We start from the raw sequence: 25,404 nt of genomic DNA, 5'->3' as shown, positions 1-25,404 counted from the left end.
ATGCAGAAATTAAAATTAATTCTAGTAGCTTTCTTACTATTATCTCAGGTAAATTTTGCGCAAAAGAATACAAAGACTCAAATTCAATACTTATCTGGTACAGATAAAGACAACTTGGTAGAATGGGATTTTTATGCTTCAGAAGGAAGGAAAAGTGGGGAGTGGACTAAAATTGGAGTGCCTTCTTGTTGGGAACAACAAGGTTTTGGTGCTTATAATTACGGGAGTGATGATGTAAAAATTCGTGCCAAAGAGTATGGTTTATATAAGCATACGTTCCTTGCGCCTATGGAATGGAAAGGCAATGAAGTAAAGATTGTTTTTGAAGGAGTAATGACAGATGCCGAAGTAAAAATTAATGGCACATTAGCTGGAGAAATTCACCAAGGATCTTTTTATGAATTTAAATATGCTATTAGCAAACTATTAAACTATGGAAAAGAAAACGTATTAGAAGTAAAAGTAAACAAGGTTTCGGCCAACGAATCTATAAATCATGCCGAGCGCGATGCAGATTTTTGGATTTTTGGAGGTATATATAGACCTGTTTATTTAGAAGTTTCTCCAAAGGATAATATAGAACGTGTTGCTATTGATGCTAAAGCAAGTGGAGTTATTAATACGGATGTTTTTACGACATCAAAAAAAGCAAGATCCATACAAATGTTTCTATCTGATGAGAAGGGGAATAAAATTCAAGATTTATCAGTTACAGAAAACTTAAGAAGTAATGGTAAATGGAACGTTTCTACAAAAGCGAAGACCATAAAAACTTGGAATCCTGAGTTTCCTAATTTGTATACTTTAACTATTCAAATTCTTAATAAAAAGAAAGAAGTTCTACATAGTATAAATAAACGTATTGGATTTAGAACTGTTGAAATTCTAGAAGGAGATGGTATTTATGTAAACGGTGAGCGCATTAAATTTAAAGGAGTAAATCGTCATTCTTTTCACCCAAAATCTGGTCGTACCACATCAAAAGCATGGAGTATAGAGCAGGCGCAGCAAATGAAAGATATGAATATGAATGCGGTTCGTATGTCGCATTACCCACCAGATGTACATTTTTTAGACGTCTGCGATTCATTAGGGTTATTTGTTATTGATGAAATTTGTACTTGGCATAATCCCATGTTAGACACTAAGGTGGCTCGTAAAATTGTAAAGGAAACCGTGGTAAGAGATGTTAACCACCCTTCCATTATACTTTGGGCAAATGGAAACGAACAAGGTTGGAATCCAGAAGTGGATGATGATTATGCAAAATGGGATATTCAAAATCGTGAAGTTATTCATCCTTGGAGTATTTTTAATAAAACAAATACCATTCACTATAGCCATTACCATTCCTTAATAAACGATTCTTATTCCAAAGAAAAAATATTATTTCCAACGGAGTTTTTACATGGGTTATATGATGGCGGACATGGAGCAGGGTTAGACGATTATTGGAATATGATGTGGAATTTACCCCTAAGTGCTGGTGGGTTTTTATGGGATTTTGCAGATGAAGGTATTGAGCGTACCGATAGAGATAATGAGATTGATTTACAAGGAAATAAAGCAGCAGATGGTATTGTTGGGCCTTATGGCGAAAAAGAAGCTAGTTATTTTACTATTAAAGAAATATGGTCTCCAGTATACATAGAAGACCGTTTTATAACTAAAGATTTTAATGGAATATTTAGATTAGAGAACCGGTATCATTACACCAATTTAGATAAAGTTTCTATGACAGCTAAATGGTTAAAGTTTAATGGTCCAAAAGAAGAAAAGAAATCTACTGTCTTTAGTGAGAGCCAAGTAAAATTGCCTAACCTATCCCCATCATCTAAAGGAAAGTTTACGGTAAATAAGCCTCAAAATTGGCAATCTGCTGATGCGCTACACCTTACAGCTGTAGACCAATATGGCAAAGAGATTTTTACTTGGAGTTATCCTGTTTCTACTCCAAAAAAGGTTAGCAATTCTAAAATTGATTATTCTGGCAACAGAGAAATAAAGACAGAAACTAAGGATAAAGAGATCATAGTACAAGCTAATGACATGACCTATGTTTTTTCTAAAGAAACAGGTATTTTAAAAGAGGTAAAAAAGGGAGAGGGCATTATTCCTCTAAATAACGGACCAATTATTTTAAATCAAAATAATAAAATAGATACTATAAAAATTTCTTCTACAAATAAAAATGTTCAAATAGAGGTGGTCTATGAAAAAACAGATAAGTCACCAGGATGGTCTACGGTTAAAGAGTATGCTTCAGACATTATAAAATGGACAGTACATTCTAATGGCTTACTTGATTTACAGGTGAAGTTTAAAGGATATAGAAATTTAAAAGGATATAGAGGTATAACATTTTCTTTTCCAGAGGAAGAAGTTGCTGGTATGAAATGGCTTGGAGATGGCCCATATCGTGTTTGGAGAAATAGAATGAAAGGAACCAAGTTTCAAGTTTGGGAGAATGATTATAACAATACTATTACAGGGGAGTCCGGGTTTGTATACCCAGAATTTAAAGGTTTTTTTTCAAGTTTATATTGGTCAGAGTTAAAGGGTAAGAATAATAATGGCTTTACCGTGTATTGTAAAACACCACATACCTATTTAAGAATGCTAACTCCAGATGCGCCAGCAGATAATAAAAGGGAGAAAGTTATTCCTAAGTTCCCCAAAGGAGATATTTCGTTTGTGATGAATATTCCGGGCATAGGTACTAAATTTCAATATCCAGAAAGTACCGGACCCCAAGGAAACAAAGAGTATTACTTTGGTAATGATGACGATTTAATAGAGATAGACTTAACCTTTCAATTTTAAGAAAAACTAAGCATGAAAACTATAACTAAATTGCTAGTACTAATGCTATGTATTTGTTTGTTTCAAGGGATAAAAGCTCAAAGCAACACAGAAATTCAATACTTATCTGGTACAGATAAAGATAATATAGTAGCATGGGATTTCTTTTGTTCTGATGGAATGAATAGTAAAAAATGGACAAAAATTGGCGTACCTTCTTGTTGGGAATTACAAGGTTTTGGGAATTACAATTACGGACGCGACTATAAAGATGGTAAGCAGTATTACAACGAGTATGGTTTGTATAAACATAAATTTAAAGCTCCAAAAGCATGGAAAACTAAGGAGGTTAAGATTGTGTTTGAAGGCGTTATGACGGATTGTGAGGTAAAAATAAATGGCAAATTAGCAGGCGAAATTCATCAGGGTGCTTTCTATGAGTTTAATTATACAATATCTAAATTACTAAAGTATGGCGAAGAAAATGTACTAGAGGTTAAGGTAAATAAAATGTCTGCTAATACATCTATAAACGCAGCAGAGCGTAATGCAGATTTTTGGATTTTTGGAGGTATTTATCGCCCTGTATATTTAAAAATTTTACCAAAGCAGTTTATAGAACGTGTTGCTATAGATGCAAAAGCTAACGGAGATATTAGTGCTGATGTTTTTACAAACTCAAAAAAAGCAACGTCTGTAAATGTAAATTTATTAGATGTAAAAGGAGTTTTAGTTCAAAAGTTATCAGATATAAAAGTAGACAAGACAGAAGAAAAACTGTCACTATCTACAAAAGCAGTTAATATTAAAACATGGAATCCGGAGAAACCTAACTTGTATCAGCTTCAAATTAATTTGTTAGATAAAAAAGGAAACACATTGCATACGGTTTCAAAACAAATTGGTTTTCGTACAGTTGAGATTAGAGAGAGCGATGGTATTTATGTAAATAATCAGCAAATAAAATTTAAGGGTGTAAATCATCATTCTTTTTATCCAGAATCTGGAAGAACTACTTCAAAAGCATTGAGTATAGCGCATGTAAAAATGATAAAGGATATGAATATGAATTCGGTTCGTATGTCACATTATCCGCCAGATGTTCATTTTTTAGAAGCGTGCGATTCATTAGGTCTATTTGTTTTAGATGAGTTGTGTACGTGGCATGTCCCATATTTAGATACTAAAGTGGGTAAAAAACTTATAAAAGAACTTATAGTAAGAGACGTTAATCATCCTTCTATTTTAATATGGGATAATGGTAACGAAAGTGGGTGGAATACAGCACTTGATGATGAATTTTCTAAATGGGATATTCAAAAAAGAGAAGTTATTCATCCTTGGAATGTATTTAAAAAAACAAACACTATGCATTATCCAGATTACTATAAGTTTGCTTTTGATTCTCCTAGTAAAGATAAAATTTATTTCCCTACAGAGTTTTTGCATGGTTTATACGATGGCGGACATGGTGCTGGTCTAGATGATTATTGGAAGCAAATTTGGAACATGCCATTAGCCGCAGGTGGGTTTCTATGGGATTTTGCCGATGAAGGGGTAGTGCGTACAGATAAAGGTGGTATAATTGATACCGATGGCAATCATGGAGCAGACGGTATTGTTGGACCATATGGCGAAAAAGAAGCTAGTTATTTTACAATTAAAGAAATATGGTCGCCAATTTATATAGCAGATAGATATATTAGAGAAGATTTTTCGGGAATTTTTAGCGTTGAAAATAGATACCATTTTACAAATTTAGACGAGTGCTCTATGGTTGCTAAATGGGTGATTTTTAATGGGCCAGAAGAAACAGCAGACTTTAATGTTTTGGTAGAAAGTAAGGTGAAATTACCAAAGCTAGCACCATTAGAAAAAGGGCGTTTTAATGTGGAAAAACCTGTTAATTGGAAGTCTGCAGATGCCTTGTATTTAACAGCTACAGATATTCATGGAAATGAAATTTTTACATGGACGTATCCTGTTAAAACACCCAAGGAAATTAGTAACGATAAAATAAGTTATACTAAAAAAGGAAGTATTAAAACCACGACTTCTAATAACGTAATAACAGTACATACAACGGGAAGTATATTTAAATTTTCGAGTAAAACAGGCCTACTTAAAGAAGTTATTAAAAATGGGAAGCTTATACCATTAAAAGACGGGCCAATTCTATTGGGTAACAAAACCAAATTAGAAGATGTAAAAGTAAAACTGTTAGATAATAAGGTTGAAATTATTAGTAGATATAATAAAAAGCCTAAGTACCATGATTGGAAGGATAATAAAGAAACGACGCAAGACTTTTTTAAATGGACAATCTATACTAACGGAATACTTGATTTGCATGTTGAAATAAGAAATAAAAAAATTGTTGAAGAATATATGGGTATTTCTTTTTCTTTTCCAGAAAAAGAAGTTAAAGGGATGAAATGGTTAGGCGACGGGCCTTACCGTGTATGGAGTAACCGTATGAAAGGAACAAAATTTAAAGTTTGGGAAAACGATTATAACGATACTGCTACAGGCGAATTAGGGTTTGTATATCCGGAGTTTAAAGGTTTTTACTCTAGCCTTAATTGGATGAAGTTAAAAGGGAATAATGCAAATGGTTTTACGGTTTTTTGTCATTCAGATTTTACTTTTTTAAGAATGCTTACACCAAAACAACCCACAGATTTTGGACGAGGAGCTGCGGTAACCAAGTTTCCTAAAGGAGATATTTCATTTGTAAAAAATATTCCAGCAATGGGGACCAAGTTTATGGTAGCATCTCAGTCTGGTCCGCAAGGAAACAATACAAAATACTTTGGCAATAATGATGAGCCTATAACAATTAAATTAACCTTTCAATTTTAAATTAAATATGAAAATACATTATCAAATTCTAGTACTTTCACTTGTATTATTTTGTATCTCTTGCAACGTTAAAGAGTCTAAGCTAGAAGAAAAACAAGAAAAAGAGCAGAAGGATTTTCCATTTCTTATACCAGCAGAAAAACCAAACCGCCCTTTAAGTGCTGCAGTTACTCGTGGTTATGATACTTATGGAACAATGCGACCAGAGCAAAATGAATTGTATACTCAATTTAAATATACCAAGCTCAAAGGCTTTGATTATAATGGGGGTGATGGTACTATATCTAGAAGAGATCCGTCTAAAGTTATTTTTGAAAACGGTAAATATTATGTGTGGTATACGCATCGTAAATCGCCTGTGCCAGTTGGTATGGCAAATGCTAAAGAAGCTACAGACGTTATACCATCGGCAGACTGGGATTTAGCAGATATCTACTATGCAACGTCAGAAGACGGTTTTACTTGGGAGGAGCAAGGAGTTGCAGTACCCCGTCCACCAAAACCGCAACCAGGATGGCGTTCGGTTACTACCACGGATATTTTAAAATGGAAGGGAAAATACTATCTATACTTTCAGGCCTTTATGGAAGCTAGTGGATTACGAGGCGATTTTTGCCCAGTTTCTGTGGCTTGGGCCAATTCTCCTGATGGACCTTGGACACATACTGGAAAACTAGTAATTCCTAATGGGGCAGAAGGTACGTGGGACCAATATCAAATACATGACCCATATCCTTTAATTCACGATGGTAATATATATATTTATTATAAAGCTGGTTTTGATAAAAGAGAGGAATTTACTCCATCAAAGGTGTTAATGCAAGGTTTGGCAATTGCAGAAGACCCGTTGGGGCCATTTACGAAGCACCCTTTAAACCCATTAATTAACTCGGGTCATGAAACAACCTTATTTCCATTTAAAGAAGGGGTAGCAGCAATTATTCAACGTAATGGGCATGAGCATAATACCATTCAATATGCCAAGGATTGGGTAAATTTTGAAGTTGCTTCACATGTAGAATTATTGCCTTTAGCTGCAGGACCTTATGTGCCAGATGCGTTTACGGATACTAAAGATGGTAGAGGTATAACTTGGGGTATATCTCACTTTATTAAGGAAGGGCCAGATAAAACTAAAAATAACCTATCAATATTAACGCGATTTGATTGCGACTTGAGTCTTGATTTAAATGATCCAGGCATGAAAGAGCACTACACCCTTTATGGCTCTGAACTTCACTATAAGCAAGGTTTAAATAAAACACAAAAGCAGAGAATAAAAGAAGCCAATGATAAACTTTTAAATAAAAGTAAAAAGGTAAAGAAGTAGTATTATAATAAATAAGAACTTACTACCCAATGGCTGTAGCTAATTTATAAAATTAGAGTTATGAAAATAAAATATATTGTGTTTATAGTTCTTCTATTAAACGTATTAACTAGCTGTAATACTACAAAACCAAAACTTGAAAAAGAAGCACATTTTGTACCAACATTTAAATCGCTATCAAAACACAAAGCAGCACCAGAATGGTTTGCAGATGCTAAATTAGGAATGTATTTTCATTGGGGGCCGTACAGTGTCCCAGCTTATGGAAGTGCTTGGTATCCTCATAATATGTATAAAGATGTAGGGAGTGTTAGAAAGCATCATGAAAACACGTATGGAAGTATTCAAGAGTTTGGATATGAAGATTTTATTCCAATGTTTAAAGCAGAAAAATTTGATCCTGAAGATTGGGCAGAATTATTTAAAAACACGGGAGCTAAGTTTGCAGGGCCTGTTGCACAACACCATGATGGTTTTGCTATGTGGAATAGTGAAGTAAATCCATGGAACGCAGCAGATATGGGACCAAAACGCGATATTCTTGGAGAAATATTTAAATCTTTAAATAAAAGAGGGTTAAAAACAATAGCTACTTTTCATCATGCCAGAAATGGACAACGTAATGCAGATAAACCAGAATTATGGAAAACAGCATATAACAGCCATTATGTATACCACCCAGATTTACCAACGGCAACCACAGACCCAAAACTGAGGAAACTTTTTGGAAATTTTGAAACCATTGAAGAGTTTAATAAATATTGGTTAGACCAAGTAAATGAAGTAGTAGATAAATATCATCCAGATATTATATGGTATGATTCATGGCTAAATTTAATTCCAAAAGATAAAATTATGGAAATGGCTGCGCATCATTTTAATACTGGTTTAAAAAATAATAAAGAAGTAATGCTTGCGCATAAGCAAGACGATATGCCTTTGGATTATAGTGTTATGGATTATGAGCAAGGAGGTAGAAGAGATATTTACCCATTGCCATGGATGACAGATATTACGTTAGGAGAGAGTAGATGGATGTATGTGGAAGGTCATAAATATAAGCAAGCATCGCTTGTTATTAGAAATATGATTGATGTTTGGAGTAAAAATGGAATTGTTTTATTAAACGTATCGCCAAGAGCAGATGGTGTAATAAACCAGGAGCAAAGAGTTATTTTAAAACAAATAGGAGATTGGCTAAGAGTACATGGTGAGGCGGTATATGGCACTCGTACTCACACTATTTTTGGTTACGGAAATGCAAGTACAGGGCAAGGACATAATGAAGGGCAGTCTGCAACCGTAAAATATACAGCCGATGATGTACGATTTACAATTGCTAAAGATAAAAAGGCAATGTATGTTTTCTTTTTAGGAGAGCCCAAAGCAGGTAAAAAAATTGCAATGCGCTCTATTGGAGGGTATCATAGAAATATACCTCCATCACCAATTAAAAATGTTACGTTGTTAGGGAGCAATACAAAAGTGGATTGGGAAGTAACTACCGATAGTTTTTACTTAACCATGCCAGAAGTAGAGTTTAATTCTATGGCTACTGTTTTTAAATTTGAGTTGGAGTAAAAAAATAAGGTCTTAAATAATAATTTTATTTAAGACCTTATTTTTTCTTTTGTAAATATTGTAATTAATTTTCATCTGTAGCATCATCAATTTCATCCTCTATTTCTTCTACTCCTTCTTCAATATCATCTGCAACCTCTTCAATTCCATCTTCAATTTTTTCAGCTTTCGTTTTTTCTCTGCAACTAGTCGCTGCAATGATTATAACAAAAGTTACTAGAAATGTGTATACTGTTTTTTTCATTCTAAATTTTTATATTAATAAATGTGATTAAAACTAAGTGTTGTTATATTTTTCTTCTCCCTGTTATTAGTGAAATAATAAAGAGAACAATAAAAATGAAAAATAAAACTTTAGCAATACTTGCTGCTCCCGCAGCAATTCCTCCAAATCCAAAGACCCCTGCAATAATTGCTAATATTATAAAAGTAACTGTCCATCGTAACATAATTTATATTTTTTTAAGTTTAATAATTAATTTGTAGGTTTTATTTTAAGCTAAATCTTCAAGAGTTTTAATATTTGTAATTCCAATTTCAATAGCCTTTTTTTGTTTTCCTAAAACATGCGCTGTACTAGGTGGTAAGGTTGTATCATTAAGAACCTCTGTATATTCTTTAACAGCAGCTTTTTCTCCTCTAATAGCTTCTTCTAAAATTGCCTCTTCATTATCAGTTGCAAATAAAGTTTTTATATCTATCCAGGTTCTGTGTGCTTTTGCTGCCATACTATCTCCAGTTTCTACTTCTTGACCGTATGCTTTTATTTCTGTTTTAAGTTCTTGTCCAAAATTGTAACGTTCTTTTGTTTTACGATCAAAATATCCTTTTAAAAAGGCATTGTTTGTTTTTTCTGCTGCTTTTTTAAATCCTTTCTCAGCGTCGTAAGTTTTTTCTAAAAGATTGTTCAATTTGTTTCCAATAGCTTCTCTATAAGTATTCATGTATTATGGTGTTTAAATGAACAATGATTTTATTTAAAGATGCTCATTGCTTTACATCATTATTTCATCTTTAAAACATTTTTCATAGTATTTTCTATTTAAAAAGAAAAATACAACCACACTTTACAAGTGTATAATGTTTTAAGTAGTAAAAAATTATTTCTCTTTAACTACACTCCAAAATTACAGACTATGTTTCTCTAGTCTTTGTTCATATGCAGTAATTCTTAACTCATATAAAAAAACTTATTTTCCTTGTAATATTTGGGGTTGTACGTTTTTGTTAATAGGTACTATATAAGGTTAAGAAGTTAAAAAACCACCACGTAAAGGCATATGTGTTAAGATATATTTTATATGAGCAAAGGTTTAAATAATGCTAGTTATAACTTTGTAGAGTAAAGGAAAAAGATATGAAAGTCATATCTGAAATGAATTAAAAGATAAATAAAATGAGTTATTTAAAAATGAACGAAAATAAAATAGAACCTGTAGTAGATGCATTAAATTTACTGCTAGCAAACTACAATGTGTATTATCAAAAACTAAGAAGTTTTCATTGGAATATTTTGGGAGAAAATTTCTTTGTTTTACATAATAAGTTTGAAGAATTATATACAGATGCTAGAATTAAAATTGATGAAATAGCAGAGCGTATTTTAACATTAAGATACCACCCTGTTAGTGATTTTAGTGCATATTTAAAAATGGCTAAAATAAAAGAAGAATCTGCCCTATTAACAGATAAGCAAATGGTAGGTAGTATCTTGGAAGATCACGGGCTTTTACTAGAGCAAATGAGAATAATAGTTTCTAAAGCAAATGCAGCAGGCGATGAAGGTACCATAGATGTTATAGGTGGGTATATTAGAGAACTAGAAAAAACAAGTTGGATGCTTAATGCATGGAAAAAAGATACTCGAGAGCAATTAAAAACTAATAAAATGGAAAGAGTTTCATAGTATTTTTTTATTGAACAATTAGATTAATATTAAAAAACACAAAAATGAAACAAAGTATAGAAACATCTTTTTTAGAAATAATTGATAAGCTTAAAGGTTGGCTGGGCGCTTTTATTGAAAACCTTCCAAACTTATTGGTAGCTATTATTGTAATGGTCATATCATTTTATATTTCTAGAAAAGTAAGTAAATGGATCACCAAATTAGCATCAAAAAAAATACCCCAAGAAAGTATAACAAAACTTATTGGAAGAATATCTGCAACAGTAGTTGTTTTAATAGGCTTGTTTTTAGCATTAGGAGCTTTAGATTTAAGCAAAACCTTAAATACATTACTTGCAGGAGCAGGTATTTCTGGTTTAGTAATTGGTCTTGCATTGCAGGGCACATTATCTAATTTATTATCAGGTGTTATTTTATCATTCAGGAAAAAAGTACAGATAGGAAATTGGGTAAAAACAACTGGCTATGAAGGGGAGATTGTAGATATAAGTTTAAATAGTTTTATCTTAAAAGAAGCAGATAATAGCATGGTTATTATACCCAATAAAACAATAATAGAAAACCCTTTAAAAAACTTCTCTTTAACCAAGACTATGCGTATTACAGTAGAGTGTGGAGTTGGGTATGAGTCTAATTTAGAAGAAGTTGAAAAAATTACAAAGAAAGCTATTGAAGGAGTTTACCATCAAAATGAAGGAACAGATGTAGAATTTTATTATACAAGTTTTGCAGATAGTTCTATAAATTTTAAATGTCGTTTTTGGGTAGATTCTAAAGATGCTAAAAATAGGTTAGAAGCTAAAAGTGTTGCAATCATGGCAATAAAGAAAGCCTTTAATACAAATGATATTAATATACCTTTCCCTATAAGGACGTTAGAATTTTCTAATAAACTAGGAGTAAATTCTTTTAATAAAGAGTCTCCAGTGTTTCAAAACTAACTAATTTTAGTAATTGAAATCATCAAGTAAAATTATTAAATATAAAATAAGCCTCTATATGCATATAGAGGCTTATTTTATATTTAATTTATAGGCTATTTAGTATTAAATAGAAAGTTCTACTGTATTATGTTTTGATTTATACTTTTAAAATAACTAATTTGGTTACTATAATTGTAAATATTAGTCAATTTAATATGACACAAATTGTTATAGATGCTAAGAGTGTAGAAGGTACTGTTAGGCAAATTAGAGCCGTAATTGGAGGTACAATAGAGGAGCAATGGGGAGAGTATACCTTAACTACTAATAGTAACCTTGCAAATGGTACTATTCGTTTTATCACTTTTGATTGGGGGGTTTCTCTCTTAGAATATGACATTACTTTTTTTGATGATATATGCCTTGTTATGGATTCTTCAGAATACAATCCAATACATTTTGCCTATTGTTTAGAGGGAGAATGTGGACATCGTTTTGGATATCAATCAGAAAATGATATAAAGACTTTAGAACAATTCCAGTCGGTAATAATTACTAGCAAAGATGGGGGGTATAATTACGGATACTTTCCAAAGGATAAAAAACTAGCTATAAACGTTATTCAAATTAAAAGAAAACTTTTCTTAAAGAAAAGACTTAATAATGTAGAGGAACTAAATAGAAAATTATACGAAGTTTTTTTAGATACAGACCATGATAACTCCTTTCGTTATTTTGGGACTTATAATCTTAAATTGGCAGATAAAATAGGGGCTCTAAGAACAATAAAAACCAAGGGTATTGTTCGTATGATGAAAATAGAAGGCATGGTTTATGAAATTTTATCTATGCATATTTTACAACATGATAAGGCTATAAAGAATAAAAAACCTACTACAAGTCTTTTACGATCAGAACTGAAAATAATAAGAAGGATAGCAAAAAAAATTATAAAAAACCCATCTAAGGAATATACTTTAGATAGCCTGGCATTAGAGTCTGGTTTATCGCAAGCAAAATTGCAAGAAGGTTTTAAGAGTTTGTATAAGAGGACGGTTACAGAGTATATAAGACATGTTCGTCTAGAAGCTGCTAGAGATTATATAAGAACTACAGAGATGAATATTTCGCAAATAGTTTATACTATTGGCTTTAGTAGTAGAAGTTATTTTTCAAAAATATTTAAAAATAAGTATGGTATAAGCCCTAGTGAATTTCAAAATAACACCCTTCAAATAGGGTAAAAAATAGTTTATAAAAAAATGGTGTATTCCCCACGAATACACCATTTCTTAATCACCAACCAACTATATTTTTTTCGATACTTGTCTTAAGTTTATTTACTTAAGAATTTTTTTAATTAAAAAGAGAAAGCCATATTTTTTTCCGATAGATAAAGCAGTATTTATCCAATTGTATGGTTGTAAGTCTTGCTGAACATCTTGTTTAATTCCTTTAATTTCTTCTAAAGCAATTTGGCGTTCTAGTTTAAGACGTTTTAAATCTAGATTTATAGATTTGAATGTTGTGTATGATTTCATTTTAATCAAAAAATTGTTTTGTTAATTTGGTAATAACTAGTCTGTTAATCTTTTCTCTAAACCTATATATAATAGCGCATATAATTAAAAGACTTAATGCTATAATTAAACATGCATATACCATATTGCCAATAAGGCTACCTAATGCTAATGTTCCTGCAACAACTAATAAGGTAATGGATAAAAAAGCAAGGCTTCCTATAATTGCTATTTTACAAAATAGAGAAGTTGTTATGGCAAGTTGCTGAAAAACTTTAAGGGTGTAATATTCTTGCGTTTTTTGCACATATTCCTCACTATAATCAATAGCTTTTTTTGAAGTTTGATTTAAAGAATTAAATACTCCCATTATACCGTTTTCTGTAATTTCTTATTTTTATTTTTTAAAATTGCTAATTTGTTTTCTAAGGCTGTTATAACATCTTCTGTTTTGTAACTTACATCCGAAACAATATTTTCTACTTTAGTTTCTAAAGTATCAGTGTCTGCTGCTATTTTGGTAGCCATTTTATCTTTAAAGTCTATCGCATTTTCTTCAAGACTCTTTTTTGTCTCACTTGCCATGTTGGCAATATTTTTTCTAGTTACTTCTCCTTTTTCTGGAGCAAATAAGATTCCTAATGCAGCACCAATTGCTGTTCCTGTTATAACTCCAAGTATTGTATTTCCTGTATTGCTCATACTATTAAATTTAAAATTTAGAATAATGACTTTCATTATTGCTCCCTACAAAGGTGCAAATATTAAAGAAGGAACCTTAGCTCAAATGATGAAATGTTTAGCTTAAATACTAAAGCGGTTTTAAATAAAAACAGTATGTACTACTAGCGATATTTAAATTAAGAAGCTTGTACTTATAAATTCTTTTGCAAAAGGCGATATTTTCCTTGGAAAGGTAAGTTTAGAAGCTAGTTACAAGAAATATTCCTTAGGAGTTTTAGGGATGTTACCTATTTCTCAAAATTTAAATAGTAAAAGAGTAGAGCTTAAGAATAGAATTTCAGTTTATTTTAATATTAATATATAAAACAATTGATTGTAAGAATTTTACGTATACACTGTTGTGTTAAAGTAATGCAATACCGTTTTTTTTGAATGTCACATACAATTTATAACAGCTCACAACATTTGTAAGAAAATACGTACTTTATATATTTAGATTAGCGTTTAACTTTTAAAATATAATTAAACCCTAATCTATGCAAACTAAGTATCCCACATCCAAAAGAACATTTTTATATATATTCTTTTTTCTTTTTTGTTTAAAATTTTATGCCCAATCTGGCTCTAAAAGTCTTGTTGTAATAGATTCATATTTTGCTGATAAACAACAAGTTATTAATTATTTAACTTCAAATGAAGTAGTGTTACAATTAACGAATTCTAATAACCCCTGGAGCGATATTAGAAACGAACTAGCCTCTAATTCTACTATAAAGACTATTCATCTTTTTGTAAATGCATCTTACAACTCTTTACAAATGGGTGGCATAACTTATAACTTAGATTCGGTTAATTCTGAGTTTGAGCTTGGTATGTTAGAAGGTCTTTATCAAGGCGAGCATATTCAATTACTTATTTACAATTGCAATTTAGGATCAAACACAGATGGTTTGGCATTAATAAAAGCAATTGGAGAAAAGGCATATTTTAATATAGGTGCTTGCACAAGTTGTACATCTATTTTTGACGCAGCATTTAATTTTGACTATTGGTCCTTAAGTACGTCAACTACCAATTCTATTTTAACAAAATAAAATCCCCCAAATGAAAAAAATATTTAAAACCACCTTAGTGTGGGTATGCTTGGTATTTACCAGTGTATCCTTTGCACAAACTGTAGATATGACAGTGCAGCAGGGGCCAAACATAGATGTTATGGTTACTGTTGGTTCTGCGCAATTAGATTTAACACCTTTTGAAGCTGATTTAGAAGCATCCTTAATTGGAAAAGGATTGCCATTAGGAAAACTTCGTGTAGAGGCTTTTGAGAGAAGTACTATATCATCTGATCAAGCAGATGCCTCAGATATTTTTAATAGCTGGAATAAGATGGATTTTACAGGAGCGGAACCACCAAATCCTCACAACTCTTTAAGTGGAGGTTTGTATAATGGGCCATATTTTTCTTTTGACTCGGGAACAAATCGAATTTTAGCAGATCCTGTGGCAAGAAATTCTGGAAATTATGGAGTAGCCATGTATGATCCAACAGGCGATGTCTCTGATGGTTCAATTTCGGCAACTTTTGGTCTTTCAGGAGCACCATACGTACATGCAGAAGTTGGTTTTATCTTTAGAAAGGTTGACAATGATAATTTTTATGCCTACATCATTGATAATCATACCTACTGTGGAAACTTGCAAGGATATGCAGGAGGAGATGGTTTCCCTGCCGAGGCAATTTTAAAAAGAGAAAATGGCGTTACAACTATTTTGGCTGTTAATACTAATAGTGGGCAAAGCGGTACTGCTACTTATGGCTGGAATGGTAATAGAGCAGACATGTTCGGTGCTTTTTATAATGGTCAGGCTATTGATTTTAGAATTGAAATGAGTGGTAATGATATTAAAATTTATCGTAAAGGCGGAGGAGGTAATGCAGGAACAGATTGGATAGAATCTTTTGATATTACGGATACAACACATTCTACTGGTAGTTATGGTTTTTATGTTCATGAACAAGAAAATGCATACTTTGAAGACATTGCAATAGAAAAATTATCACTTAGAGCTTTTAAAGATGTATTGAGAGAGCCACAGTGGAGAAATAGTGCACTACGTTTTAACGTAAACTTGGACGATTTGGAAGTTGCAGATTTTGATGTGGATTCCGATTTATCCGAAATTTTAATGCGTACCATAAATGAAGACATTCATTATATAGGATGGGGTGTTAATGCCAATAAAGCCCAGTTTGAAAGATTTGTTGCACAAAACAATCAAAAAGGAACCTTTGTAAATAGAGACGAAACAGCATATAACGATTGGATAGACCAAATTGCACAATACATATACGATCAATATGTTTTTGGCACCGTTAGCGCAGGTGAGTTTTTTATAGCAGGTACTTCTATTGAAATGGATATTACGCCAGCGGAATTAAAAACAAATACAGCTAATGCAACCTATCCTAATGGAAGATGGAAAGTTAGCCATAACGAGACCTATTTTGACAATGATAGTGGTAAAGTATCTTGGCATGATTTATATTTAGAAGATGTTCCAGAATTTTATGAAAAACCTGGAGAATATACTTTTACTTTCCAGGATTTACCTACAGCACCAACAACATTGTATTTTCATAGAAAACCAGTGGCAAGTTTTGCTTACAATCCAAGTACAGGTGCGTTAACCAATAATTCATACGATTTAGATGGTGGGGCAAATAATGGCATTGCAAATTCCGAATGGAAATGGAAATCCGTAGATGCAGGATCTACAAATGATTGGACAATAGGGCAATTTAACCCTTCTGGTCAGCCAGATGGTCAATATTTAATAATGCTTACCGTACAAGATCATCAAGGAACGTATAGTTCTCCTTCAAGTGTTTATGTAGAGAAAACGTCAGCCACACCTGGTAATGATGATTTGCCTTTAGCACAATTTAATATTCTACCAGATGTGTTAACAACATATACCGGGGCTATGACAATAGCAATAGAAAATAACTCAGCTGATCCTTATGGAAGAACACTCACTGCTGAAGAGTGGATTGTAACACAACGAACGTATGATAATGACAATAATCCAACGGATGTTGAAGTATATAATTCTACCACGCCAATGACTGATTTTTCTGCATATAATACAGAAAGCGCAGAGTATATAATTAGTTTAAGAACGCAAACAAATACAGGAGTATGGTCCTTACCATTTTATAGAACGTTAAACATAATTCACGACGCGTCTAACCCTACAATTTCGGCTTCGCCAGCAAACGGGAATGTTACTACAGTGGATAATATTACCTTAAGTTTTTTAGATGAAGGTTCGGGTAGCGGTTTTGATGTACAACGTTATGCATTAACACAAAGTGCTACACCACCTGCAACCGATGATGTTAATTGGAGTTCATGGAGTAATAGTCAATCTAAAGATGTTTCTTTCTCAAGTGGAGGTTCTGGTTGGTATATTCACGCTGAGGCTAAAGACAATGCAGGTAATACAGGGGCAACTTCTTTTGGTCCATATAATTTAACCTTAGTAGTGGGAGCGGAAGATGATTTGGCTCTGACTAATGAGGATAATACTTCTGACCCTATTAATGTATTGTATAATGATACATATGACGGGGGACAAAGCGTTACAATTACCATTGATACACAGGGAACAAAAGGAATTGCAACAGTAGATGGAAGTAATAATATTATTTATGCTCCAAACGAAGATGCGTATGGAACAGATACTGTAATTTATCAATTAGATAACAACGGAACAATTGTTACAGGTACACTTACAATGTCTATTCAAGCAGAAGATGATTTACCAATTGCTGTTGTAGATAGTTTTAACGTAGATGAGAATGATACTTTAAATAATGATGTTTCAACTAATGATGAAGAAGTTGATGGGGATCCATTAGTATATCATTTAGTGGATGGACCTTCTGATGCAACCTCATTTACATTTAATAATGACGGAACATTTACCTACGAACATAATGGTTCTGAAAACTTAATAGATACTTTTACGTATAATTTTGAAGACGCAAATAACTTTTCTAGTACGGTAACCGTAACCCTTAATTTTACTCCGCAGAACGATGCTCCTACAGGAGGAAACATTTCTGTAGATGTGGTACAAGATGTAGATTTTACTTTTACACCAGGAGATTTTACATTTAATGATGTAGATACAGGAGATCAATTTAACGGAATTCAAATAATTTCTTTACCGTCCGTTGGGAAAGGAGTATTAACATATGAAGGTAATCCAGTTTCTGAAAATGATTTAATAGATGATGTAACAAAGTTAATTTATGTTACAGAGGCAGGAGAGTTTGGAACCAATTACACGTCTTTCTCCTTTAAAGTAAAAGATTTAGAGGATGAGGTTAGTACCGCAACATATACCTCTAATATTGATGCGGATGAAGATACAGATGGTGATGGAGATGGTAACAGTACAGATCCAGATGATGATGGCGATGGTACACCAGATGTTGAGGATGCTTTTCCATTAGATAATACAGAAGATACCGATTCCGATAATGACGGAACAGGAGATAATGCAGATGATGACGATGATAATGATGGTACACCAGATGAAGAGGATGATTTCCCATTAGATGCCAATGAAGATACCGATACGGATAATGATGGTACAGGTGATAATGCAGATACCGATGATGATAATGATGGTACACCAGATGTTGATGATGCTTTTCCATTAGATGCCAATGAAGATGCCGATACAGATAATGATGGTACAGGTGATAATGCAGATACCGATGACGATGGTGATGGTACACTAGATGTTGATGATGCTTTCCCGTTAGATGCCAATGAAGATACCGATACGGATAATGATGGTACAGGCGATAATGCAGATACCGATGATGATAATGATGGCACACTAGATGTTGAGGATGATTTTCCATTAGATGCTAATGAAGATACCGATACAGATAATGATGGTACAGGTGATAATGCGGATACCGATGACGACGGTGATGGTACACCAGATGTTGAGGATGATTTCCCGTTAGATACCAATGAAGACACCGATTCCGATAATGACGGAACAGGCGATAATGCAGATACCGATGACGATGGTGATGGTACACCAGATGTTGAGGATGATTTCCCATTAGATGCCAATGAAGATACCGATACGGATAATGATGGTACAGGCGATAATGCAGATACCGATGACGATGGTGATGGTACACCAGATGTTGAGGATGATTTTCCTTTAGATGCCAATGAAGATACCGATACGGATAATGATGGTACCGGAGATAATGCAGATACCGATGATGATAATGATGGTACATCAGATGTTGAGGATGATTTTCCATTAGATGCCAATGAAGATACCGATACGGATAATGATGGTACAGGCGATAATGCGGATGACGATGATGATAATGATGGCACCCTAGATTCTGAAGATGATTTTCCACTAGATCCTACTGAGGATACAGATACGGATAACGATGGTATTGGAGATTACGCAGATACCGATGATGATGGTGATGGAAATATAGATACCGATACCGATGGTGACGGTTTAGGAAATAATATTGATTTAGATGACGATAACGACGGTACTTTAGATTTTGAAGATGCTTTTTCAACAGATCCAGCAGAAGATACGGATACCGATGGCGATGGAACAGGGGATAACGCAGATTTAGATGATGATAATGATGGGTATTCGGATCAAGTAGAACATAGAGAAGGTACAGATTCTAAAAATTTCGCCAGTACACCTGAAGATACAGATTTAGATGGAATTTCTGATAGTGTTGATATCGACGATGATAATGATGGAGTTGTAGATACTGAGGATGTATTTCCTAAAATAGCAGAACCTACATTAGCACCAGCTGAAGCATTTACCCCTAACGGAGATGGTATAAATGATAGTTGGGTTATTCCAGGAATAGATAATTATCCTAATTCCAATGTAAAAGTTTATAATCGATGGGGGCATGAGGTTTTTGCTACAGAAAGTTATAAAAATGATTGGAATGGAAAATACAAATCTAATTCAGAAAAACTTCCAGCAGGATCCTATTTATATGTAATAGACTTAGGTAATGGTACAGCACCTTTACGTGGTTGGATGTTTATTAATTACTAATGCAAAACCCCCAGATAATGAAACTAAAATTAATATATACAATAATCTTGTTTGCTTTGGCAACGGTAAGTTTGTCTGCACAGCAAGAACCTAATTATACATTTTATAGGTATAATATGAACTTAATAAATCCAGCTTATGCAGGAGCTAATGAAGGTACCGATTTAGGGCTCAATGTACGCAGCCAATGGGCAAGTGTAGAAGGAGCTCCAGAAACGCAAAGTGTTATTTTCGGTACACCTTTACGTAAAAATGTAGGTATTGGTGCATCTATAATAAATGATAGAACTTTTATAGAAAATCAAACCTCTATTGCTCTAGATTTTTCTTATAAACTTAAATTAAATGAAAAGCATGACTTATTTTTTGGATTAAAGGCTGGGTTTAATTCCTATAAAGCAAATACTGCAGGTTTAATGACTTATGGAATTCAGGCAGATCCTTCTTTAATGAATATTGATGGCAGTTTTAATGTTAATATTGGAATAGGAGCTTATTTAAAGAACGACAAGTATTTTTTAGCCTTGTCTATACCAAGAGTTTTAACGCCGGATAGATTAGAGTATGATGATGGTTTAGCAAAGATTGGTATGGATAAAATGCACGTATATTTAGCGGGTGGATACGATATTGCGCTTGCAGATAAGATTGTATTAAAACCAACGGTACTATTAAGTTATGTGGAAGCATCTCCTTTATCCTTAGATGTTACGACACTTGTAGAATTTAATAATAGATTCGATATTGGTGTAGGTTACAGATTAGATGAAAGCATAAGTGGTATCCTCATTTTTAAAGCCAGTAAATGGATGGATATAGGATATGCTTATGAAGCAGCTTTTGAAAGTCCAGTTAGGACTATTGATAATGGTACACATGAAATATTACTTAATTTAAAATTGTAGCAGTGAAGTTTATTTGTCTTGTTCTAAATAATAAATACAAATTATTTTAGAACAAGACAATACATATCTTATAATTACAATATATATAACTAATATTAAATTCTAAAGTGTTTTGTTAGTTTCATTTTATTTATAGAAAACCAATGAATATTAGAATGGTATATAGTTATCTTAAAGCAATATGCCACTTAAAATAAACCCTACGATTTGTCTTTCAAATTCGATAGGGTTTAAATTTTTTTCATTTTTTTTAACGGTATACTCATCATAAAACCACCTTAGAGAGGCCAGAACCACGGAAGTGGCAATTCTAATATCCATTTGCTTAAAGATTTTATTATTAATTCCATCCTCAAGTAACTTACTCACTTTTTTTTCATAAGTATCTCTAAGCGTAACAAATTCATTTAATTTTGGTTCCTTAAGGTTTCTCCATTCGTTAACTAATAAAGCAACCTCATAAGGTTTTTCGGAGGCTATTCTAATATGTGACGATATTAATGACTTAAGTTTATCTTCAGCACTATAATTAGAATCTAGAACGTTGTCTATAGTTTTATGGAATTCGTTGGAGGTTCTAAATAAAAAACTTTCTAAAATTTCTTGTTTAGATTTAATGTAATTGTAGCTATTAGATACATCAAAATTTAAACGTTCTGCAATATCACGCATGGTGGTTGCTTTAAAACCCTTTTCATGAATTAATTTAAGGGATTCTTGTAAAAATTCTTCTTTTTTAGGGCTAACCTTCATTTTTCCTTTATATATGGTTAATCCGCTTAAGTAATAGCAGACTTATTGGATTGCAAATAACGCCAAAAAATACCTTTTGAGAAAGAAAATTTGGAAATACATGAACATTTGTTTATGTTTGTATGAACAAAAGTTTATAATTATGCCATTTTATCATCATTTAGGAAAAATTCCATCGAAGCGACACACCATATTTAAAAAGCCAAATGGAGATTTGTATTACGAACAGCTCTTTGGTACTATCGGCTTTGATGGTATGTCTTCTAATTTGTATCATGAGCACAGACCAACACAAGTAAAAGAAATAGGAAAACATTATAGTGTGGCGCCTAAAATTGCAAAGGCTAATAATATACAATCATATAAACTGCGTGGATTTGATGTAAAACCAGAGGAGGACTATTTAGAAAGTAGAAAAATTGTATTAACAAATAGTGATTGTAATATAATTTTAGCAGCTCCTAAACTTTCTCAGGAGCAATATTTTTATAAGAATACAGATGCAGATGAGGTATTGTTTATTCATAAAGGTACTGGTGTATTACGAACACATTTAGGAAATCTTACATTTAAATATGGAGATTATTTAGTAATTCCTAGAGGTGTAATTTATAAGATTGAATTTGATACTATGGATAACCGTTTATTCATTGTAGAATCATACCAACCTATTTATACTCCAAAACGATATAGAAATTGGTTTGGTCAACTATTGGAACATTCTCCATTTTGTGAAAGGGATATTCGCCGCCCTGAAGAATTAGAAACGCATAGCGAAAAAGGAGATTTCGTAATTAAAGTAAAAAAACAGAATGACATTTTTGAGATGGTGTATGCAACGCATCCTTTTGATGTGGTTGGTTATGATGGTTATAATTATCCTTATGCTTTTTCAATTCATGATTTTGAACCTATAACAGGTAGAATTCACCAACCACCACCAGTACATCAAACTTTTGAGACCAGTGCATTTGTAATCTGCAGTTTTGTACCTCGATTGTACGACTATCACCCAGAAAGTATTCCTGCTCCATACAATCATAGTAATATAGATAGTGACGAGGTTTTGTATTATGTAGATGGAGATTTTATGAGTAGAAATGATGTAGAAGCGGGTTATATTTCTTTGCATCCTGCAGGTATTCCACATGGCCCACATCCAGGTGCAGTGGAAAGGAGTATAGGAAAAACTAAAACGGAAGAATTGGCTGTTATGGTAGATACTTTTAAACCACTAGAAGTAACAGAAGAAGCTATACAAATAGGAGATGATAGCTATTACAAATCTTGGTTAGATTAAAAATATAAAAAAATGATATCACATAATACATCTTGGATTCCAATACCAGAAGACTCAGATTTTTCAATCTATAATATTCCTTTTGGCATTTTTTCAGACTCAGATACTACAAAAAGAGTAGGAGTAGCTATCGGAGAATTTATTATCGATTTATCCGTAGCATATGAATATGGAATATTCGACGATTTAAATATTGACAAGAGTGTTTTTAAAAGGGATTATTTGAATGATTTTATAAGCCTTGGAAAAAGAGTTACTTCTAAAGTTAGAATCATTATTCAAAAGGAGTTAATGAATGCTAACTCTGTTTTAAAAAACTACCCAACACCTTTAATTTCACAAGAGAATGCAATAATGCATTTGCCTGTTTACATTAGAGATTATACCGATTTTTATTCTAGCATAGAACACGCTACTAATGTTGGAAAAATGTTTCGCGACCCTGCTAATGCATTATTACCTAATTGGAAACATATTCCTGTAGGATATCATGGTAGAGCATCCTCAATTATTGTTAGTGGAGTAGATATTCATAGACCTAAAGGACAAGTATTACCTCCAGGAAAAAGCACTCCTATTTATACAGCTTCTAGTCGTATAGATTTTGAATTAGAAATGGGATATATCATTGGTAAGGAAACAGAGTTAGGTAAAAAACTAAATACTAAAAATGCAGAGAATTATATTTTCGGAAAAGTTCTCTTCAATGATTGGTCTGCCAGAGATATCCAAAAATGGGAATACATTCCATTAGGTCCTTTTTTGGCAAAAAACTTTGCCTCTTCTATATCCCCATGGGTAGTAACTATGGAAGCCTTAGAATATTTCAGAGTAGAAGGCCCCGAACAAGATGTTCCCGTACTACCTTATTTAGAATTTGAAGGCGCAAGAAATTATGACATTAAATTAGAAGTTGCTTTGCAACCCAAAGCGGAAGAAGAAACAATTATTAGTAAATCTAATTTTAAGTATATGTATTGGAATATGGCACAACAATTGGCACATCATACAATGAACGGCTGTAATTTAAATGTAGGAGATATGATGGGGTCGGGAACAATAAGTGGAAAGTCTCCAGATAGTTATGGTTCTATGTTAGAATTGTCTTGGGCAGGGGAAAAACCAATAAAGCTAAAAGGAGGAGATATACGAACTTTTATTAATGATAATGATACTGTAATTATGAGAGGCTATTGTATTAAAGATAATAAACGTATTGGTTTCGGAGAGGTAAGCACAAAATTATTACCAGCTAAAAGTAGATAAATAAAAGGCTATTAGGTTATAACTATTCATTTTTAAAAAGGAATTAATGATAAATAAAGAGGTAAAACATATAAAAGATGCGCTTAAAGGAATATCTAGCGGTATGACCTTTATGTTAGGTGGTTTTGGTCTTTGCGGAATTCCAGAAAATGCCATTGGAGCGTTAGCCAAAATGGATGTAAATGGACTTACATGTATCTCTAATAATGCAGGTGTCGATGATTTTGGCTTAGGTTTATTACTTCAGAAAAAGCAAATAAAAAAAATGGTTTCTTCTTATGTAGGAGAAAATGAGGAGTTCGAAAGGCAGATGTTAAGTGGAGAATTAGATGTAGAATTAATTCCTCAAGGAACATTAGCAGAAAGATGTAGAGCAGCGCAAGCGGGTTTTCCTGCAATTTTCACTCCAGCAGGGTATGGAACAGAGGTGGCAGAAGGAAAGGAAACTAGAGAATTTAATGGTAAGATGTATGTTTTAGAGCGTGGTTTTAAGGCAGATTTTTCTTTTGTAAAAGCCTGGAAAGGTGATGCTGCGGGTAATCTAATTTTTAAAGGAACAGCTCGCAATTTTAATCCATGTATGTGCGGTGCGGCAAAAATAACTGTGGCCGAAGTAGAAGAATTGGTTCCAGTAGGAACATTAGATCCTAATCAAATTCACATCCCAGGGATATTTGTACAGCGAATTTTTAAAGGTGAAAATTATGAAAAGAGAATTGAGCAACGAACTGTAAGAGAAAGAAATTAAAAATGGCACTAGATAAAAATGGAATAGCAAAACGAATAGCAAAGGAAGTCCAAAATGGATACTATGTTAATTTAGGCATAGGTATCCCAACTCTTGTTACAAATTATATACCTCAAGGAATAGAAGTGGAGTTTCAAAGTGAAAATGGTGTTCTAGGTATGGGGCCTTTTCCTATAGATGGAGAGGAAGATGCTGATATTATAAATGCGGGTAAACAAACCATTACTACACTTGCTGGTGCATCTTTTTTTGATTCAGCTACCAGTTTTTCGATGATAAGAGGACAGCATGTAGACTTAACCATTTTAGGGGCTATGGAAGTATCTCAAAGCGGAGATATTGCTAATTGGAAAATACCAGGAAAAATGGTAAAAGGAATGGGAGGTGCAATGGATTTGGTGGCGAGTGCTGAAAATATAATTGTAGCCATGATGCACACTAATAAAGCAGGACAATCTAAACTATTAAAAAAATGTAGTTTACCATTAACAGGAATTGGTTGTGTTAAAAAAGTAGTAACCAATCTTGCAGTATTAGAAATTGTAGAGGGTGGCTTTAAGCTATTAGAAAGAGCCCCAGGAATTAGTGTAGAAGTTATTAAAAGTGCTACAGAAGGAGATTTGATAGTAGAAGGGGAAATCCCAGAAATGAATTTATAATAATAGTTAAAA

21 protein-coding genes are annotated in these 25,404 nt (G+C 32.9%); 14 read left to right on the top strand and 7 right to left on the bottom strand.

From position 1 onward, the window contains the following. From Q0820_RS08485 to Q0820_RS08470, 4 genes are read left to right on the top strand one after another with little or no spacing between them, the layout of a single operon-like run. Window positions 1–2,823, top strand: a complete 2,823-nt coding sequence (locus Q0820_RS08485) for a glycoside hydrolase family 2 TIM barrel-domain containing protein (RefSeq protein WP_298486953.1) — start codon at window positions 1–3, stop codon at window positions 2,821–2,823. A gap of 12 nt (window positions 2,824–2,835) precedes the next feature. After that, the gene (locus Q0820_RS08480) at window positions 2,836–5,664 is read left to right on the top strand and encodes a glycoside hydrolase family 2 TIM barrel-domain containing protein (protein WP_298486952.1); all 2,829 of its coding nucleotides are present in this window, start codon (window positions 2,836–2,838) and stop codon (window positions 5,662–5,664) included. Between the two features lie 7 nt (window positions 5,665–5,671). Then, complete coding sequence (locus tag Q0820_RS08475) at window positions 5,672–6,994, top strand: family 43 glycosylhydrolase (RefSeq protein ID WP_298486950.1); 1,323 nt, start codon at window positions 5,672–5,674, stop codon at window positions 6,992–6,994. A gap of 60 nt (window positions 6,995–7,054) precedes the next feature. Continuing rightward, window positions 7,055–8,575 carry an alpha-L-fucosidase gene (locus tag Q0820_RS08470; RefSeq protein ID WP_298486948.1) on the top strand — a complete coding sequence of 507 codons (1,521 nt, stop codon included), beginning with the start codon at window positions 7,055–7,057 and terminating at the stop codon, window positions 8,573–8,575. Between the two features lie 64 nt (window positions 8,576–8,639). Here Q0820_RS08470 and Q0820_RS08465 read toward each other — a convergent pair whose 3' ends face one another. From Q0820_RS08465 to Q0820_RS08455, 3 genes are read right to left on the bottom strand one after another with little or no spacing between them, the layout of a single operon-like run. Beyond that, the gene (locus Q0820_RS08465; protein ID WP_298486946.1) at window positions 8,640–8,819 is read right to left on the bottom strand and encodes a hypothetical protein; all 180 of its coding nucleotides are present in this window, start codon (window positions 8,817–8,819) and stop codon (window positions 8,640–8,642) included. Window positions 8,820–8,862: 43 nt separating this feature from the next. Further along, a complete protein-coding gene (locus Q0820_RS08460; RefSeq protein WP_298486944.1) occupies window positions 8,863–9,024 on the bottom strand; it encodes a DUF1328 family protein in 162 nt (53 codons plus the stop codon). A gap of 45 nt (window positions 9,025–9,069) precedes the next feature. After that, window positions 9,070–9,519: a PA2169 family four-helix-bundle protein gene (locus tag Q0820_RS08455; RefSeq protein WP_298486942.1), complete on the bottom strand. Its 450-nt coding sequence runs from the start codon at window positions 9,517–9,519 to the stop codon at window positions 9,070–9,072. 452 nt (window positions 9,520–9,971) lie between these two features. Here Q0820_RS08455 and Q0820_RS08450 point away from each other — a divergent pair, with 452 nt between their 5' ends. From Q0820_RS08450 to Q0820_RS08440, 3 genes are all read left to right on the top strand, one after another. Beyond that, a complete protein-coding gene (locus Q0820_RS08450; RefSeq protein WP_298486940.1) occupies window positions 9,972–10,481 on the top strand; it encodes a DNA starvation/stationary phase protection protein in 510 nt (169 codons plus the stop codon). A 44-nt stretch (window positions 10,482–10,525) separates the two neighbouring features. Then, window positions 10,526–11,425 (top strand): mechanosensitive ion channel family protein, encoded by a 900-nt coding sequence (locus Q0820_RS08445; RefSeq protein ID WP_298486938.1) that lies wholly within the window; start codon window positions 10,526–10,528, stop codon window positions 11,423–11,425. A 161-nt stretch (window positions 11,426–11,586) separates the two neighbouring features. Further along, window positions 11,587–12,651: a helix-turn-helix transcriptional regulator gene (locus Q0820_RS08440; RefSeq protein WP_366941653.1), complete on the top strand. Its 1,065-nt coding sequence runs from the start codon at window positions 11,587–11,589 to the stop codon at window positions 12,649–12,651. Window positions 12,652–12,747: 96 nt separating this feature from the next. On the opposite strand, the gene Q0820_RS08435 is transcribed toward Q0820_RS08440, so the two are convergent. Genes Q0820_RS08435 through Q0820_RS08425 form a run of 3 tightly spaced genes read right to left on the bottom strand, consistent with a single transcriptional unit; the run spans window position 12,748 to window position 13,629 of the window. Beyond that, window positions 12,748–12,948, bottom strand: coding sequence for a hypothetical protein (locus Q0820_RS08435; RefSeq protein WP_298486937.1), 201 nt, complete (start codon window positions 12,946–12,948; stop codon window positions 12,748–12,750). A gap of 1 nt (window position 12,949) precedes the next feature. Next, window positions 12,950–13,297 carry a hypothetical protein gene (locus Q0820_RS08430; protein WP_298486935.1) on the bottom strand — a complete coding sequence of 116 codons (348 nt, stop codon included), beginning with the start codon at window positions 13,295–13,297 and terminating at the stop codon, window positions 12,950–12,952. Beyond that, window positions 13,297–13,629 (bottom strand): YtxH domain-containing protein, encoded by a 333-nt coding sequence (locus Q0820_RS08425; protein WP_298486934.1) that lies wholly within the window; start codon window positions 13,627–13,629, stop codon window positions 13,297–13,299. The genes Q0820_RS08430 and Q0820_RS08425 overlap by 1 nt, the downstream gene beginning before the upstream one ends. A gap of 518 nt (window positions 13,630–14,147) precedes the next feature. On the opposite strand from Q0820_RS08425, the gene Q0820_RS08420 reads away from it, so the two are divergent. The 3 genes from Q0820_RS08420 to Q0820_RS08410 are packed head-to-tail and all read left to right on the top strand — an operon-like array spanning window position 14,148 to window position 20,666. Then, window positions 14,148–14,705 carry a DUF4347 domain-containing protein gene (locus Q0820_RS08420; protein ID WP_298486933.1) on the top strand — a complete coding sequence of 186 codons (558 nt, stop codon included), beginning with the start codon at window positions 14,148–14,150 and terminating at the stop codon, window positions 14,703–14,705. Between the two features lie 10 nt (window positions 14,706–14,715). Further along, on the top strand, window positions 14,716–19,761 hold the full coding sequence (locus Q0820_RS08415; RefSeq protein WP_298486931.1) for a gliding motility-associated C-terminal domain-containing protein: 5,046 nt from the start codon (window positions 14,716–14,718) through the stop codon (window positions 19,759–19,761). Window positions 19,762–19,778: 17 nt separating this feature from the next. After that, window positions 19,779–20,666: a type IX secretion system membrane protein PorP/SprF gene (locus Q0820_RS08410; protein WP_298486930.1), complete on the top strand. Its 888-nt coding sequence runs from the start codon at window positions 19,779–19,781 to the stop codon at window positions 20,664–20,666. 171 nt (window positions 20,667–20,837) lie between these two features. On the opposite strand, the gene Q0820_RS08405 is transcribed toward Q0820_RS08410, so the two are convergent. Continuing rightward, on the bottom strand, window positions 20,838–21,419 hold the full coding sequence (locus Q0820_RS08405; RefSeq protein WP_298486928.1) for a TetR/AcrR family transcriptional regulator: 582 nt from the start codon (window positions 21,417–21,419) through the stop codon (window positions 20,838–20,840). 142 nt (window positions 21,420–21,561) lie between these two features. Here Q0820_RS08405 and Q0820_RS08400 point away from each other — a divergent pair, with 142 nt between their 5' ends. The 4 genes from Q0820_RS08400 to Q0820_RS08385 are packed head-to-tail and all read left to right on the top strand — an operon-like array spanning window position 21,562 to window position 25,392. After that, window positions 21,562–22,719, top strand: a complete 1,158-nt coding sequence (locus Q0820_RS08400) for a homogentisate 1,2-dioxygenase (RefSeq protein ID WP_298486926.1) — start codon at window positions 21,562–21,564, stop codon at window positions 22,717–22,719. 12 nt (window positions 22,720–22,731) lie between these two features. Beyond that, on the top strand, window positions 22,732–23,985 hold the full coding sequence (gene fahA, locus Q0820_RS08395; protein WP_298486924.1) for a fumarylacetoacetase: 1,254 nt from the start codon (window positions 22,732–22,734) through the stop codon (window positions 23,983–23,985). A 46-nt stretch (window positions 23,986–24,031) separates the two neighbouring features. Beyond that, window positions 24,032–24,733 (top strand): CoA transferase subunit A, encoded by a 702-nt coding sequence (locus tag Q0820_RS08390; RefSeq protein WP_298486922.1) that lies wholly within the window; start codon window positions 24,032–24,034, stop codon window positions 24,731–24,733. 2 nt (window positions 24,734–24,735) lie between these two features. Continuing rightward, a complete protein-coding gene (locus Q0820_RS08385; RefSeq protein WP_298486920.1) occupies window positions 24,736–25,392 on the top strand; it encodes a 3-oxoacid CoA-transferase subunit B in 657 nt (218 codons plus the stop codon). Window positions 25,393–25,404 lie beyond the last annotated feature (12 nt).

This window comes from uncultured Maribacter sp. (assembly GCF_947495965.1).
Classification (GTDB): domain Bacteria; phylum Bacteroidota; class Bacteroidia; order Flavobacteriales; family Flavobacteriaceae; genus Maribacter_B.
Note: the sequence above shows the minus strand (reverse complement) of the source record. Positions and strands in the feature narration are given on the sequence as shown.

Coding starts and splice junctions, on each gene's coding strand:
- Q0820_RS08390 (WP_298486922.1), top strand. CDS start 24,032: ATGATAAATAAAGAGGTAAAACATATAAAAGATGCGCTTAAAGGAATA.
- Q0820_RS08480 (WP_298486952.1), top strand. CDS start 2,836: ATGAAAACTATAACTAAATTGCTAGTACTAATGCTATGTATTTGTTTG.
- fahA (WP_298486924.1), top strand. CDS start 22,732: ATGATATCACATAATACATCTTGGATTCCAATACCAGAAGACTCAGAT.
- Q0820_RS08470 (WP_298486948.1), top strand. CDS start 7,055: ATGAAAATAAAATATATTGTGTTTATAGTTCTTCTATTAAACGTATTA.
- Q0820_RS08430 (WP_298486935.1), bottom strand. CDS start 13,297: ATGGGAGTATTTAATTCTTTAAATCAAACTTCAAAAAAAGCTATTGAT.
- Q0820_RS08465 (WP_298486946.1), bottom strand. CDS start 8,819: ATGAAAAAAACAGTATACACATTTCTAGTAACTTTTGTTATAATCATT.
- Q0820_RS08415 (WP_298486931.1), top strand. CDS start 14,716: ATGAAAAAAATATTTAAAACCACCTTAGTGTGGGTATGCTTGGTATTT.
- Q0820_RS08445 (WP_298486938.1), top strand. CDS start 10,526: ATGAAACAAAGTATAGAAACATCTTTTTTAGAAATAATTGATAAGCTT.
- Q0820_RS08435 (WP_298486937.1), bottom strand. CDS start 12,948: ATGAAATCATACACAACATTCAAATCTATAAATCTAGATTTAAAACGT.
- Q0820_RS08400 (WP_298486926.1), top strand. CDS start 21,562: ATGCCATTTTATCATCATTTAGGAAAAATTCCATCGAAGCGACACACC.
- Q0820_RS08485 (WP_298486953.1), top strand. CDS start 1: ATGCAGAAATTAAAATTAATTCTAGTAGCTTTCTTACTATTATCTCAG.
- Q0820_RS08455 (WP_298486942.1), bottom strand. CDS start 9,519: ATGAATACTTATAGAGAAGCTATTGGAAACAAATTGAACAATCTTTTA.
- Q0820_RS08405 (WP_298486928.1), bottom strand. CDS start 21,419: ATGAAGGTTAGCCCTAAAAAAGAAGAATTTTTACAAGAATCCCTTAAA.
- Q0820_RS08425 (WP_298486934.1), bottom strand. CDS start 13,629: ATGAGCAATACAGGAAATACAATACTTGGAGTTATAACAGGAACAGCA.
- Q0820_RS08475 (WP_298486950.1), top strand. CDS start 5,672: ATGAAAATACATTATCAAATTCTAGTACTTTCACTTGTATTATTTTGT.
- Q0820_RS08460 (WP_298486944.1), bottom strand. CDS start 9,024: ATGTTACGATGGACAGTTACTTTTATAATATTAGCAATTATTGCAGGG.
- Q0820_RS08385 (WP_298486920.1), top strand. CDS start 24,736: ATGGCACTAGATAAAAATGGAATAGCAAAACGAATAGCAAAGGAAGTC.
- Q0820_RS08410 (WP_298486930.1), top strand. CDS start 19,779: ATGAAACTAAAATTAATATATACAATAATCTTGTTTGCTTTGGCAACG.
- Q0820_RS08420 (WP_298486933.1), top strand. CDS start 14,148: ATGCAAACTAAGTATCCCACATCCAAAAGAACATTTTTATATATATTC.
- Q0820_RS08450 (WP_298486940.1), top strand. CDS start 9,972: ATGAGTTATTTAAAAATGAACGAAAATAAAATAGAACCTGTAGTAGAT.